This window comes from Borreliella americana, from assembly GCF_021043605.1.
In the GTDB taxonomy this organism is placed as follows: Bacteria; Spirochaetota; Spirochaetia; order Borreliales; family Borreliaceae; genus Borreliella; species Borreliella americana.
This window is the reverse complement of the sequence record NZ_JAJNFB010000003.1, coordinates 57,246-72,239: the sequence shown is the minus strand read 5'-3', so window position 1 is coordinate 72,239 and position 14,994 is coordinate 57,246. Positions and strand designations below refer to the sequence as shown.

Here is a 14,994-nt window from a genome sequence, read left to right as displayed (position 1 = left end):
TAACTTTAACTTACTTTTTCTTTAAAATAAGAAAATTCCATAGTAAAGCTGCCCCTTCCTTTAGTAGAACTTCTTAAAATAGAAGCATACCCAAAAAGTTTCTCAAACGACGCCTCTGATTTTATTAAATCATACTCTCCAATATTGCTAACCGAATGAATGACGCCCCCTATAACATTTAATGTAGAAATAATTTCTCCTGTATGCTCAATGGGTGTTCTAATTTCTAATAACATTATTGGCTCAAGTTTAATAGGCTCTGATTTTTGAAAAATACTGTGAAAGGCAAATCCTGAAATTGACTCAAAAGCATTCTCGCTAATCTTATTAGCCCCGCAAACAATAGAAAAAATACTAACATTAATATCAATAATAGGATATCCAAAAATTCCACTTACAAATGCGGATGTAATTCCCCTCAATATTGCAGACTTAATTACAGGTTCAACACTACATTCAAAATCAATTTTATTTCCTTCGCCTCGTGACAAAGGTTTAATGATCATTTCAATTTTAAAATCAATATTTTTGCCAGCAAAAATATTGTTAAACTCAAAAACTTCTTTTACAATTTTACCAGCACTTTCTCTGTAACTTACTTGGGGTTTTCCTGTATATACATTAAGATTAAATTCATTTTTAATTCTTGTCAAAATAATCTCAAGATGCAATTCACCCATTCCAGATATAATCAATTGCCCTGTTTCTTTGCTCTCAGAATAACTAAAGGTAGGATCTTCTTTAGCTATTATTTCAAAAATTTCCTTTAGTCTAACCTCATCTGATGATCTTTCAGGCTCAACAGACATTAAAACAACCGGCTCTGGGAACATAACAGATTCAAGTAAAACATTATTGTCCTCTTCAACAAGGGTATCTCCTGTAACAGAAAACTTTAATCCCAAGACAGCACCAATATCGCCTGTTTTTACAAAATCTATTTGTTCATTTTTATTTGAAAAAACTCTAAAAATTTTTGTAAACTTTTCACGCTTACCATTTGAAGCATTGATAATTTTTTTATTAGAATTAATCTCACCAGAATAAACTCTAACAAAATACAGGTGAGAAGCAATTACGCTTGAATATTGAACTTTAAAAACAAGAGCTGACAATTTCTTATTTTCATTAGGATCAACTAAAATTTTTTTATTTGTATCTAAAGAAAAAGCACTAAAACTTTTCTCAAAAGGACTTGGCAAGTAATCTACAATCGAATCAATCAAAGGTTCTATTCCAATATTTTTCAAACTAGTTCCCATTAAAACAGGAACAATAAATCTAAAAATAGTGCCTCTTCTAATTTCTTTTTTAAGAATATCTAAACCAATATCTTTGTCTTCAAGAAACAATTGAGTAATTTCTTCACTAAATTGGCTAAGAATGTCTATTATTTTTTTTTTAAAAAAAATCACTTTTTCAACAAATTCTTCTCTAATTTGACTATAAGTTAATTTTGGAACTCCATTTTCCATTGAAAAATGGAGTTCTTTATTTAAAATAATATCAACTACTCCTGCAAAATTGCTTTCATTTCCAATTGGAATTTGCAAAATCAAAGGAGTGGTTTTAAACTTATTTTCAATATCTCCCACAACTTTAAAAAAATCAGCACCTATTCTATCCATCTTATTAATATAAGCAAGTCGTGGGATTTCATATTTTTCTGCCTGTTTCCATACAGTTTCTGTTTGAGCTTGAATTCCATCAACAGCACTAAAAATAATAACACCCCCATCAAGAACTCGAAGAGATCTTTCAACTTCTGCTGTAAAATCAACATGCCCAGGAGTATCAATAATGTTTATTTGGCAATCCTTCCAATGGCAAGTAATGGCAGCTGAACTAATAGTAATTCCTCTTTCTTGCTCTTGAGGCATCCAGTCAGTAATAGTATTTCCTGAATCTACATCCCCCATTTTATGACTTTTGCCAGTATAATAAATAATTCTTTCTGTAGTAGTAGTTTTTCCAGCATCAATATGAGCCATAATTCCAATATTTCTAATACTCATAAATCCCCAACAACTACCACAGCCTCAATACAGATAAACTCATTAACACAAGTTAAACCTTTTAATAAAATTGCTATTTTGCATCACACTCACAACATTTACTTTCATTCTCATCGTGACAAAAACAATCGCAATTTTCAAGCAATGCCTTATGCATCCATAAATGTTTCTCAAGATCACTCATGATATCATCCATAATATTAGCAGTACCATAATCACCGGCAGTATCAATCAATTTTCTCATCCCAAAAATATTTTTCAAAATCTCAGCAAGACTGCAAACAATGCTTTGCATTGAAGGTAAAAAATTAGAAGTTGATTCAATATCAAGCTCTTTAATAAAGGATTTTTTCATAAACTCAGAATATCTAAATTCAGAATCATATCCAAGCATTCTTGAGCGCTCTGCAACAATATCAATAATTTTTTCAATATATTCATAAAGTTTTTGAGTTTTTTTGTGAATAACAAAGAAATTGATATCTTTTATATTCCAATGAATACCTCTTAAATTAGAATAAAAAATATGCAAACTTGCTAACAATTCTTGTAATTTTAATTGTATTGCGTCTAAATCATCCTTTTTTATATAGCTTAAATACTTTTCCATAGGTATCTCCTTTATATAATTATTATAATACATAATGAGATATAATTATGGTTTTAATACCATAATAAGCAAAAAGGATATTTAATGAAAAAATTGATTATAATTTTTACACTGCTTTTATCTCAAGCATGCAATTTAAATACAATTCACCCAATAGATACAAAAGAAGATATAAAAATTTTATATACAGAAATTGCTGAATTGAGAAAAACTTTAAATCTAAACCATTTAGAAATAGATGATACCCTTGAAAAAGTTGCAAAAGAATATGCTATTAAACTGGGTGAAAATAGAACGCTAACTCATACCCTTTTTGGCACAACCCCAATGCAAAGAATACATAAATACGACCAATCCTTTACTTTAACAAGAGAAATACTGGCATCAGGAATTGAACTTAACAGAGTAGTTAATGCATGGCTTAATAGTCCAAGCCACAAAGAAGCTCTTATTAATACAGATACAAATAAAATGGGTGGCTATAGATTAAAAACGCCTGACAATATAAATATATTTGTAGTTCTTTTTGGAAAAAGAACATATAAGAATTGACACCATTAAAGCTTATGCTGTATACTACTTATTAGCAGTAAAAGGGCTCATAGCTCAGTTGGTCAGAGCGCCTGCCTTACAAGCAGGATGTCGGGAGTTCGAATCTCTCTGGGCCCAAAAATAATTTAAGCTTCAATTACCTTTAGTTCTAAAAGTAATTTTATTTTAGAATTCTTAAGCATGTTATTTAATTCTTTTTGCACTGTATTAGCTTTTTTTAGACTTTCAAAAAGAAAAATAAACGCTCCTCCTTTACCAGCGCCACTTAACTTTCCAGAAAGAGCTCCCAATTTGATCCCCCTACTTATGAGCCAATCAAGAGTATCATTAGACAACCCCAAACGCTTTAAACAATATTGTGCAACATTCATTTCATTAGCTAAAGAATACACATCTTTATTCTGAAAAGAAACATAAGATTTGCTTACAGTAAAACCAAGCTTTTCAATAAAAACAAATAAATCGGCATTGGATAATAGACGTTTTTTTAATTTAACAACTATTTCTTTAGTTGTTAAATCTCTTTTTATCGCTCCTATTAAAAAATAAAAACCAGAATCTTTTATTTTTTTTGGATGTAAAACATCTTCTTGTTTCTCTAAATAAAAAGTTCCACCAAGATCAATTAGTCTAATATCCATTCCAGAAGATTTGCCATGAAAAATGTTTTCAATTTGATTTGCCAACACAATTTTATTACAATTCTTATATTCAAAATGACTTGTAATATATTCTGCAAAGCATAAACTAAGACTGGCAGAAGAACCAAGTCCGACTCCAATAGGAATTTCAGAAATTATAGCAAACTCAATCGGATTAACTTTGCTATAATTTGAAACAATAAAATTTATAAGGCTATTTAATCTTGTGCTAGGTTTTCCCAAATATTTCCAATTTTTAGAAACACTATAAACCAGATCCATATAAATTGGAACTGTAGCTCCAATAACTGGGAACCCGTAAACAGCGCTATGTTCGCCTAAGAACAATATTTTAGCAGGCTTTCTTATCTTAGAATTTATCGCTTTCAAACTTAATACCTTCATGCTCTAAAACAATTGGAACAATTTTTGACAAATCAAAAGCTTTAATATTGGGTCTGTAAACTAAAAAAGTTTCATTTCCAGCTCCCAAAGCTTTAATCAAATCACATTGATTTACAAGGTGATCAAAACTTGCGGGCAAAGCCGCAGAAACTCCTATTACTTCCCCAATTGCCAATCCTAATTCTTTAGCCCTTCTTAAACTAGTAATTAATTCGGATTTAGAATTGCTAACATTTAAAACAAGCTTTTTCATCTTTAAATTACATTTCAATATAAAATCTAAAATAGAATCTCTGTGTTTATTGTACTTAAAAATAGACTCAGTGGTTTTAATTGCTTGCAAGCCCTGCATCAAATAAAAATCATTAAACTCTAAAGCTTTTAGCTGTCTGGATTTAGGATTAAAACCGCCTTCAAACTCAATAACACCCCCAAAAATACTAGTAACAATATCATATCCACTACCTATCCCTCCCTGAGAATGTCTGTAAGCTTCCAAACAATATTTAAAAATTTTATCCTTATCAATAACATTAGTATCGTTATAAATTAAAAAAAGCCCACACGCTATGCCAATAGCAACAACAGCGCTTGAGCCAAATCCCTTTTTAGTTCCATCATTAAAGAAAAAATTACTCGTATCAATATATACATCATATGCAAAGTTCTCTAGATTTAAAAAACAATTTTGACTCAAGTAGACAAACATTTTAAAAACAAAATCGTTCCTATTTTCTATTAAAGAAAAATCGTCTATCTCTTTCTTTTTGCTTAAAAAGCGCCAAGAATGGCTCTTTTTAAAAGAAAAAAATGCTCTCTTGTTGATAGCAATTGCCAACCCCAATCCCTTTTCCTCTAAAATAGTATACTCCCCCATTAAAAGTAAATTTCCGGGTACAGAAAACCTAATCAAATCCATTCTAAGTCACGCCCAACCTTTGAAACAATAAAATCAATGTCAGTAAAATTTTGCTTAAGTCTTTTTAAAATAGTATTTAAATTTTCCTCCAAACAAAGAAACTTTACTTGGGGGCCCGCATCCATTGTCTCAAATACAAAAATCCCCTCATTTCTCAAATCAGCGGCATACCTAATTAAATCTATTGTACTATTTTTAAAATAAAAAATAGAAGATGCAAACATTAAGGCAAACATATTCTGATAACTTTTTACAACGTTTGCTCCAAAATGTATAAAATCTTTTTTTAAAAAAAAATATAAAGCATCTTTAAAAATCTTTTTACTAGAAGTAATCCAAGCATCATAATAAAATTCATGTCGTTTGCAAATATTCATTGCAGCTCTTGAAGACAATTCTTTTTCATTACTATCGATTATGGCAAATATTATTCGCAAATCATTAAAATAAGATTGATCTCTTAATTGAAAAGATTCTTTTGAACCCTCTTTTAAAATAGAAAACCCCCCGTAAATAGCCCTTGCCGCAGAAGCTGATCCTACTCTTGCAAGGTTAGATGCGCTATTACAAGAATATTTATTAAAATATTTCAAAATACAAGCAGCAATAGAAGCAAAACCTGAACTTGAACTTGCAAGGCCTGCTGCTGTTGGAAAATTGTTTTTACTTTCAATTTTAAATCTAACATTTGGTTCATTAAGAATTTTTCTTGCATAATCAAAAAACACCTTTTCTCTATTTTTTAATATAACTGGCTTTGAATTTAAAATTATTTCATCTCGACTTGAAAGTTCCAGTTCGCTTATTGAATAAAACTTACCAACACTAACAGCAAGACTAGAAGTCGCTGGAATGTTTAAAAAAATATCCTTCTTGCCCCAATATTTAATTAAAGCCAAACTTGCATGAACTTTACACCTTATTTTCATTCTTTAACCTTATTTTATTCAAAATTTTAAAAGCAAAATTAAAAGAATAAACATTCATTCTTTCCATTTCCAATAATAATTTATCTTTCTCGAAATCAGAAATATTATATTTTGTCTTTAAAAGATGGAGTATTTTATTAACATGTAATCTCATGTGGCCCTTTTGAATCCCATTAAATGCAAGAGCCTTTAATGCTGCAAAATTACTAGCAAGTCCAACACAAGAAAGAATACCAATAAATTCACTCTTGCTATTTACATTCATAATTCTAAAACTTAAAAGCGACGCTTCACTAAAAGACATAACTCCACCCTTAATTCCAACTTGCAAAGGAATTTCAATTTCTCCAACTAAAGCATTGTCAGTCACATAAAATTTACTAAGGGGAAGATATTTGCCGCTCTTTGAAGCAAATCTATGGACAGAGGCCTCAATAGCTCTTGTGTCATTAAAAGTTGCAAGACACACCCCTGTAATTCCATTCATAATGCCTTTGTTGTTAGTAACAGCTCGCTCCTCTTCGTAAAAACCTATACTAGAAATAAGTTCAATTTTTTTAGCCAAATTCCAAGAATCCTCTTTGCCCGGTAAAAGATGATTTAAATCTAAAACAAAGCGAGCTTTGGTTGTAAATTCACTAATATCATTGCTTAAAACTTTTAAAACACATTCATATCCGAATTCTAAAAAAATCAATTCGGCTACACGCTCTGCAATTGAATTTAACAAATTAGCACCCATAGCATCACAAGTATCCACATAAATATTTAATTTTTGAATACCAAGCTCTTTAATGTGCCTAGTTGACAACCTTCTAAATCCCCCCCCCCTTTGATTCATATTGGTTAAAAGAGGTTCAATCCAAGTCTTAATTCTATCATCAAGGTCAACAAAAATTTTACTTAAATCTTTCTCCGATTTTATATAAATTTGAGAAATTCCCAATACTTCACCCAAAGAATACCTTAAATCAGCATTTTCAAAAATCTTTGCTGCAAAATTTAGGGCAGCAACAACAGAAGATTCTTCTGTTGCAATTGGCAAAGAATAGTATTTGCCATTTATTTTCAAATTTTTTACAATTCCAATAGGAAAAGATAAATATCCAATATAATTTTCTATCATATTGAAAAGAAAATCTTCATTGGCATTATTATAAAAAAAATCTTTAAAGGATAATTCCAAAAAACTTTTTATCTCTTTCCTTTTTTCTAAAACACTTTTATGTCTAAAATTTTTACTAAGTTCCATAAAACTGCTTAAAGACTCCAAATTCATCAAGCAAATAACTACTCAAAAAATACTTATTATTTCTAAGTTCTGATAAACTTTTGCTTCCACTTAAAAACATAGACATTTTTAAAACATGTTCATAATCAGAAAAAAGATTAAATACAGCATCTTCTCCTGAATCATAAAAAGCCCTAAGAACAACTGCTGCAACACCTATAAGTCTAGCCCCAAGAGCAATACCTTTGGCAATATCCATACCCGTCTCATATCCACCAGATGCAAAAATATTAGCCTTTAAAGAATCATCAACACCAAGTAAAGTAAAAATAGAAGGAATGCCCCAATCAGAAAAACAAGATGCAATGTTTAGATTATTATCCTTCATGCCTTCTACTAAAACCCAATTAGTTCCACCACTTCCCGCAAGATCAATATAAGAAACGCCAAGACTAAATAATTCCTTAACATCTTTCGGTGAAATTCCAAAACCCGTCTCTTTGACAATTAATGGAACACTTAAAAAGTCAGACAATTTGGCTATTGACTCTCTTATTCCTTTAAAATTTCTATCTCCATCAATCTTCATCAATTCTTGTCCTGCATTAAGATGAACAATAATTGCATCAACTTCTAATCTTTTGATCATTTCAGCTATTTTAAAAATACCAAACTCAACAATCTGAACAGCGCCAACATTGGCAAACAAGGGAATATTATGAGCATACCTTTTAAGAGCAAAATCTTTTATACACTCGGGATACTTAAACAAAAGCTTAAAAGAACCTAAGCCCATAGGAATTTTTAAATAATTTGCAATTCTAACTAAAGATTTATTAAAATTATTCCCTTCTTTACTGCCCCCTGTCATGGAAGAAATAAAAACAGGCATACTAATATTGTATCCAAATATCTCTTCTTTTATGTTTATCTCGGAAAAATTAAAATCGCTAAGAGCATTGTGTTTTAACTTAATAAACTTTAAGAAATTGCAGCTACTTTTAACATCGTTTTTATTTAAACAAATCTCAATATGCCTTTTTTTATTTTCTAATATATTAGGCTCGATACCCATAAACTCGGTATCCATCATTCCTTAGTTCTTTTAAATAAAATCCTCTGGATTCACCAGGAACTATTTTATTTTGAAAAAAATCTTTATATTCTTCAAAATTTGCATTATTTCTATTTTTTATAAGCCCATCAAGATCCCACAATTTAATAACATCAAAAGCGCTCTTTTCAATGGTAAGTTCATAAATAATCATAATATTGCCAGATCCATAAGAACAAAACAATATCTTTTCCCCTGTAATATCTTTTTTAGAAAATACTCTTTTTAAATAAAATGCTAAAGATAGAAAAATTGAACCTGTATACAAATTCCCCACTTCTATAGCAGCTTCAACTCCATCGTAAAAATTTATTGATTCTAAATAAGCATTTCTAACAGATTCATCATCGCTATAATATTTTTTCAAAATATAATGCATTGAGTCTATTGGCATTTTAGCAAAAGGAACATGCAAAACAAACCTATAATTAGAAAATAAATCTTTCATGCTAAGTTGCTTTTTAAAAGCGAAATCCCTTAAAGCATGTTCGTTTGCATTATTATAGCATTCAACTGAATATTGACCTCGCACCTTAGCTTCAACGCTTCCAAAAGGCCTAAAAAAATCGTCAACATCATCGGTATAAACCCCAAATTCAGATAAATTGATTGAAAGTAGTTTGGGATTTTTTTCAATCAAAATCGCAGTTGCACCAGCTCCTTGAGTAATCTCAGCCGTAGTAAGATTGCTATAATGCGCAATATCTGAAGAAAAAACTATCCCATATTCAGAATTATTAGAATGGCTTAAAACGCTTGCCACAGTGTGCAAAGACATAGCAGCACCGGCGCATGCATGCTGAATCTGAAAAGTTAGAAAATTATTTCCTAGACAAATACCAGACTGCTTTAAAGCTCCAAAAACATAAGAAGAAATGGCCTTTGAATGATCAACTCCTGTCTCAGTTCCACCTAAAAGCATTCTAATCTTGTTTAAATCAAGATTATTGTTGTCAAAAATAAGCTTAACAGCAGAACTTGCCATAGTTACACTATCCTCATTAGGACTGGTAAACCTAAAACCTTTTTGCAAAGTTGCATCTATTGCTCTATTGATTTTTTTTAAAAAAACTTCATTAGAAGAATATAAAGGATTTTTCAAAAGAACAGAAAAATCTAAATAATTTAAAGGTAGAAAAATTCTAATATCACTAATACCTATTTTCATATATGCCTCAATGAATTAATGGACATAAATATTATATTACAATTTACAAAAATTAGCAAAATCTTATATAATAAAACCTAAAAATGGAAGTTTATGAAAATAGCCGTACTTTTATCTGGAGGAGTTGACAGCTCTGTTGCCCTTTATAGAATTATAAACAAAGGATATTCAAATATAAAATGCTACTATTTAAAAATTTGGGTTGAAGATGAACTGTCTTATATTGGAAACTGCCCTTGGCAAGAAGACTTAAATTATGTTGAAGCTATATGCAACAAATTTAATGTACAATATGAAATAATAAACTTTCAAAAAGAATATTATAACAAAGTAGTAAGCTATACCATTGAAGAACTTAAAAATGGCAATACCCCAAGTCCAGATATTTTTTGTAATCAAAGGATAAAGTTTGGAATATTTTTTGAGAAAATCAGTGGTCAATATGATTTGGTTGTAACAGGACATTACGCTAAAATACAAAGAAAAGATAATAAATTTTTTTTAAAACAGGCAAAAGATAAAATTAAAGACCAAAGCTACTTTTTATCTCATCTCTCTCAAAAACAAATGTCAAGACTATACTTCCCCTTGGGCACATTACTTAAAAGCGAAGTAAGGCAAATGGCTAAAAGCATAAATTTACCCAACAAAGATAGAAAAGATAGTCAAGGTATTTGCTTTTTAGGAAAAATTAAATATAACGAATTTATCAAATACCATCTTGGAGAGAAAAAAGGAAATATAATTGAAAAAGAAACAGGAAAAATAATAGGAATTCACAACGGATATTGGTTTTTTACGGTTGGACAAAGAAGGGGAATAAAGCTTAGCAACGGACCATGGTTCGTTATAGAAAAAGACTTAGAAAAAAATATTATATACATATCCCATAACGAAAATTATTTAAAACAAGCAAAACGCAAATTTTTAGTTCACGAAATACATTGGATAAACGACACACCTTCAAACTTTGAAAATTTAAAAATTAAAATAAGGCATGGTGAAAAGAAATACTCATGCAAATTAAAACTTATTACAAACAACTTAATGGAAATTTCTTTAAGCAAAAAAAACCATGGGATCTCTCCAGGACAATTTGCAATTTTTTATAAAAATACAGAATGCCTGGGAGGTGCTAAAATTTTAAAAATCATAGAATAATAATTCTACCAAAAAGTTATAAAAAATTTAAAACCTTCAACTTACTTTTCGATCTTAAAGTAATCAACGGATTCTTTTAAATCTTTTACGCTCTCTAACATCTTTTCAGACATTGCAGAAAGTTCTTCACTACTTGAAGCTGTGGTCTGAACTAACTGGCTAACTTGCTCTATTGCATTCTTAAACTGCTCTATTTGAACACTTTGCTTATAACTTTCATTAGAAATATTTTTCACAAGTCTGGCCGTTTGTTCCATACCAGGAACTATTTGTTCAAAATTTTCCCCAGCACGACTTGCAACAGTTAAGCTTCTGTTTGCAATATCAATAATCTCTTTTGCTGATTCTTTGCTTTGATCTGCAAGCTTTCTAACCTCAGCAGCCACAACTTCAAACCCCTTACCTTTTTCTCCAACTCGTGCAGCTTCAATTGAGGCATTTAAAGCAAGTAAATTGGTTTGTCTTGTTATTTCATCAATAATTCCAATTTTTTCAGTAATTACAGTCATTGCCTCAATAGCTTTAACAACAGATTTATGCCCCTCTTTAGTCCTTTCATTAGTATTAACAGCAATTTTTTCAGTGGTAGATGCATTTTCAGTATTCTCAGAAACACCTTGTGATATTTGCTCAATATTTGCTGTCATTTGCTCTAAAGTAGAAGCCTGCTCAACAGCACCAGAACTCAAATTCTGGCTTGCATTTGCTATTTGAATCGCATTTTCATAAAGGTAATCTAGATTTTCAATGACTCCTTTTGCAACTGAAGAAAAATTGGTTCTCAATTGCTCAAGACCTTCGTACAAACTATAAAGCTCTACAGTATCCCATTTACCAAAATTAATATCAGCAGTAAAATTACCAGAAGCAAGTCGCTCAGAATATTCAAGTATCTTATTCAAAGAAGAGCTTAACTTTTTCACAAGATAAAGAGTTGCAATAGCAAGCATAAACAATGTAAATACAAAACTAATTGCTAAGATTATAGTTGTAGCTCGAGACATGTAATTAAAATCATCCTCTGAAGTTCTCATTAAAAGAATAAATCTATTGTTAGACAATTTTAATAACACCTTTTGACTAATTCCCACATATTTCTTACTGCTATTAGGATCATAATAATATACAGTTGAAATTTCTTTATTCTTTTGCAACAAATCCTCAGATGTTTTCTTAATAATATTGGAATAAGAAGCACTAATATCAGTCAAAACGTCACCTGGCAATACTGTATGATGAACCAATAATCTACCCGTAGTATCATAAGCTAGCGCACGACCGCTAGAAAGTATTCCAAAATTAATTCCCCTAAAAGACCTATGTATATAATCCATTGAATAAAAAAACATAAAATAACCAAAAATGTCATCTGTTTCAAAATCTCTTAATGGAATACCTATTAATATATAAGGAATCTGGCCTTTTTTATTTTTTATCTTGGAGATATCTTTAACTAAAGACTCCTCAATAGACCCAGGATCTGCCAACATGACAAAGGAATTGTAAACAATACTTTGAGACTCTTTAAGCTTTGTAAAATATTCTCTATCCCCAATAGATTTGCCAAAATCGCTATTGTCCTTAACAGCCGTAGTAAAAACTATTTTACCTTCTTTGTTTGTGACCATCATATTGCTGCCGGTTTGAACAAGAATTTCAGATTGATCTGAGATAAAACTCAATCTTTTGGATTTGATTTTACTAGCCTCATTAAACTTTTCAACAGAGTTGAAATACATAGAACTAACCCTAACTTTCTCTTCCATTGAAGAAATATAAAGGTTAAAAGAATTTTTAATGTTTCCAATAAGATTCATCATAAGATCAAATTGCTGATCTACTAATTTACTATTAATCATCATTCCAAAAATAAAAAACAAAATTGATATAAAGAATGCTATAAGAACAAGAACAAGTAGCAACATCCTAGCTTTCAGCTTCATACTAACCACCTCTTTCACAAAAAATAAATTCTAAAACTCTGAAAAATCATCATCAAAATTTAAATCCTTATCAGCAATATCAATAGCTTTTTTAGGATCAACTCGCTTATTAATACTTCTTACAGAAGGCTCGTTCTCAATATCTAAAGAATAATTATTATGCCCACCACTGCCATTTGAAATAGAAATTTCATTACTCTTCAAATTTTGATTTTCATCTTTATTAAAAGAATTTTCAGGACAATCCATTAACCTAAAGTCATAATCGTCTTCTTCTAGATTCTCAATCGTAGAATCTTTAATTTTGAAAAATATTACAGATTTTCTGAGCTCTTTAGATTTTTCTAGCATTTTATCGGACATGCTAGAAAGTTGCTCACTGTTTGAAGCTGAAGACTGAACAACTTCTCCAACCTGGTCTAAAGCCATTTTAAATTGAGCAATCTGATCGCTTTGCTTAGAGCTACCTTCTGAAATCTTCTTAACAAGATTGGCCGTTTCTTCAATTTCGGGTAACATTTCTTTAAATATTACCCCCGCCTCGGTTGCTACCCTAGAGTTATCTTCAACTAGTTCTCCAATCTCAAGAGCTGAAATTTTACTAAGATCAGCCAACTTTCTAATCTCACTAGCCACAACAGCAAATCCTTTGCCCTCATCACCTGCCCTTGCAGCTTCAATAGCTGCATTCAAAGCAAGTAAATTGGTCTTTCTAGCTATTTCTTCAATAACACTAACTTTCTCTACAATATCTTGCATAGCAATAACAGATTCTTCTACAGCCTTACCACCTATCTGAGAATTTTCATTCGTTTTTAAAGCTATTTGTTCTGTTTCATAAGAATTATTAGCGCTCATATTAACACCTGAAGCTATTTGCTCAACATTAGCTGACATTTCTTCAAGAGCAGATGCCTGCTGTAGCGCACTAGAGCTTAAATTTTGACTTGAGCTGGCAACTTCTAAACTCGCCTTATTTACATAACTAATATTTCTCAAAACACTTGCAATCGCTACAGAAATAGCTTTTTTCATTTTCACAACCTGAAGACTCAACATTCCAAGCTCATCAAAAACATTATCGTCATCAAAAGCATAATCTTTATTTAAATTCCCTTTAACCATATCTTGAACTAAAACTCTAATTGTATTTAAACGAAAACTAATAATCTTATCTATTCTTGTTAAAAGAACAAAGCTTAACACAATAATGCCTAAGACAGAATATAAGATATAATGAAGTCTTAAACTAGATATTACTCCATAAATATCTTTATAGGGAAGTCGAGCAATAAGTACTCCGCTCTTCTCTCCCAACTTACTACCTATGGGCAACAGCGCATAGTAACACTCTTCTCCCATTTCGGACATAAATATTCTATCAATGGTATAAACCGACACTTCGGTGGGAATATTTGATAAAAGAGGCGGCTTAGAAAAAACATCTTTAAGAACATTTAAAAATTTAGAACTAACCCTGCTGGTTTCATTATATTCTTCAAAAGGATTAACTGCTATATTATTAGGATCCACATAAATAAAATTACCTCTTTTATAAAAACCGAATCTAAATCTATCAAAACTATCTGCTAAAACATCATTAAGTAGATATCCAGCTAAATACCCACAAACAAGCTTATCTTCTGGAGAGTATACAGGCACAATGATTGCAAAAGCCTTTTTTTCGCTTTGTCTAGACCTGATAGCAACTTCTGCGGCTATTCCTTCAGAAAGATTTGAATACCAGCCTATAAATTTTAATTGGCTTTGTCTATAATCCTCAACAGCTTTTTTAAAATAATTAGTATTGGCCTCAGAATGGCCAAAATCCATATTATTCTCATGCCTTGTGCTAACAATTATTCTTCCCTCAAAATCAAAAAAAGCGAATTCTTCAAAAAAGGTATCATTTTTAAGATTGGACATAAAATTATATAAATGTTGTCGATATTTTTTACTCACCTTTACAGAATCAATAACAAATTTTGAATTTTTTCTTAAATCTATCAATTCAGACTCAGAGAAATCTTTTCCTCTATTCTCAGAAATTGCAAATTCTGATATGGTTTCGAGTGCCAAATTAGAAGCCGCACCATTAATTATGACATACAAAGTATCTAAAAAAGATTGCGTAGAAAAAGCTGCCCTTCTTACTTGTGCCCTTGTAAGCTGCTTATAATAATCTTCCAAATAACCACATAAAACAAAGTTAAAAATCATAGAAAAAAGCAATAGTATAAAAATTAAAAACAATAATAAAAATCCAACAAAACCGTATTTAAGCTTCAACAACATAATAAACTACC

Annotated in this window: 12 protein-coding genes and 1 tRNA gene; 3 read left to right on the top strand and 10 right to left on the bottom strand. The window is 30.5% G+C overall.

Going from position 1 to position 14,994, the window contains the following annotated elements; all coding sequences use genetic code 11:
- Positions 1-5: 5 nt before the first annotated feature.
- Together fusA and napA are read right to left on the bottom strand one after the other, a co-directional pair.
- Positions 6-2,015, bottom strand: a complete 2,010-nt coding sequence (gene fusA / locus LRB30_RS01610; RefSeq protein ID WP_231018702.1) for an elongation factor G — start codon at positions 2,013-2,015, stop codon at positions 6-8.
- 73 nt (positions 2,016-2,088) lie between these two features.
- Positions 2,089-2,625 carry a Dps family protein gene (napA, locus tag LRB30_RS01605; RefSeq protein ID WP_231013822.1) on the bottom strand — a complete coding sequence of 179 codons (537 nt, stop codon included), beginning with the start codon at positions 2,623-2,625 and terminating at the stop codon, positions 2,089-2,091.
- An 84-nt stretch (positions 2,626-2,709) separates the two neighbouring features.
- On the opposite strand from napA, the gene LRB30_RS01600 reads away from it, so the two are divergent.
- Together LRB30_RS01600 and LRB30_RS01595 are read left to right on the top strand one after the other, a co-directional pair.
- Entirely contained in the window at positions 2,710-3,177 is a 468-nt protein-coding gene (locus LRB30_RS01600; protein ID WP_231013823.1) for a BB0689 family surface lipoprotein, read from the top strand.
- Positions 3,178-3,220: 43 nt separating this feature from the next.
- Positions 3,221-3,294: transfer RNA gene (locus tag LRB30_RS01595), tRNA-Val, on the top strand.
- A gap of 8 nt (positions 3,295-3,302) precedes the next feature.
- Here the strand turns inward: LRB30_RS01595 and mvk are convergent.
- From mvk to LRB30_RS01565, 6 genes are read right to left on the bottom strand one after another with little or no spacing between them, the layout of a single operon-like run.
- Complete coding sequence (mvk, locus tag LRB30_RS01590; RefSeq protein ID WP_231018716.1) at positions 3,303-4,199, bottom strand: mevalonate kinase; 897 nt, start codon at positions 4,197-4,199, stop codon at positions 3,303-3,305.
- Positions 4,189-5,142 (bottom strand): GHMP family kinase ATP-binding protein, encoded by a 954-nt coding sequence (locus LRB30_RS01585; RefSeq protein WP_231013824.1) that lies wholly within the window; start codon positions 5,140-5,142, stop codon positions 4,189-4,191. Before LRB30_RS01585 ends, mvk begins: the two co-directional genes overlap by 11 nt.
- Positions 5,133-6,071: a diphosphomevalonate decarboxylase gene (gene mvaD / locus LRB30_RS01580; protein ID WP_231018701.1), complete on the bottom strand. Its 939-nt coding sequence runs from the start codon at positions 6,069-6,071 to the stop codon at positions 5,133-5,135. The genes LRB30_RS01585 and mvaD overlap by 10 nt, the downstream gene beginning before the upstream one ends.
- Positions 6,055-7,323: a hydroxymethylglutaryl-CoA reductase, degradative gene (locus tag LRB30_RS01575; protein ID WP_231018700.1), complete on the bottom strand. Its 1,269-nt coding sequence runs from the start codon at positions 7,321-7,323 to the stop codon at positions 6,055-6,057. Before LRB30_RS01575 ends, mvaD begins: the two co-directional genes overlap by 17 nt.
- Positions 7,313-8,377 (bottom strand): type 2 isopentenyl-diphosphate Delta-isomerase, encoded by a 1,065-nt coding sequence (gene fni / locus LRB30_RS01570; RefSeq protein WP_231013827.1) that lies wholly within the window; start codon positions 8,375-8,377, stop codon positions 7,313-7,315. The genes LRB30_RS01575 and fni overlap by 11 nt, the downstream gene beginning before the upstream one ends.
- Positions 8,361-9,584 carry a hydroxymethylglutaryl-CoA synthase gene (locus tag LRB30_RS01565; RefSeq protein WP_231018699.1) on the bottom strand — a complete coding sequence of 408 codons (1,224 nt, stop codon included), beginning with the start codon at positions 9,582-9,584 and terminating at the stop codon, positions 8,361-8,363. Before LRB30_RS01565 ends, fni begins: the two co-directional genes overlap by 17 nt.
- Positions 9,585-9,677: 93 nt before the next feature.
- Between LRB30_RS01565 and mnmA the strand changes: the two genes are divergently transcribed.
- Entirely contained in the window at positions 9,678-10,745 is a 1,068-nt protein-coding gene (mnmA, locus tag LRB30_RS01560) for a tRNA 2-thiouridine(34) synthase MnmA (protein WP_231013829.1), read from the top strand.
- Positions 10,746-10,786: 41 nt separating this feature from the next.
- Here mnmA and LRB30_RS01555 read toward each other — a convergent pair whose 3' ends face one another.
- Together LRB30_RS01555 and LRB30_RS01550 are read right to left on the bottom strand one after the other, a co-directional pair.
- The gene (locus tag LRB30_RS01555; protein WP_231018698.1) at positions 10,787-12,688 is read right to left on the bottom strand and encodes a methyl-accepting chemotaxis protein; all 1,902 of its coding nucleotides are present in this window, start codon (positions 12,686-12,688) and stop codon (positions 10,787-10,789) included.
- A gap of 30 nt (positions 12,689-12,718) precedes the next feature.
- On the bottom strand, positions 12,719-14,983 hold the full coding sequence (locus LRB30_RS01550) for a methyl-accepting chemotaxis protein (protein ID WP_231013831.1): 2,265 nt from the start codon (positions 14,981-14,983) through the stop codon (positions 12,719-12,721).
- Positions 14,984-14,994 lie beyond the last annotated feature (11 nt).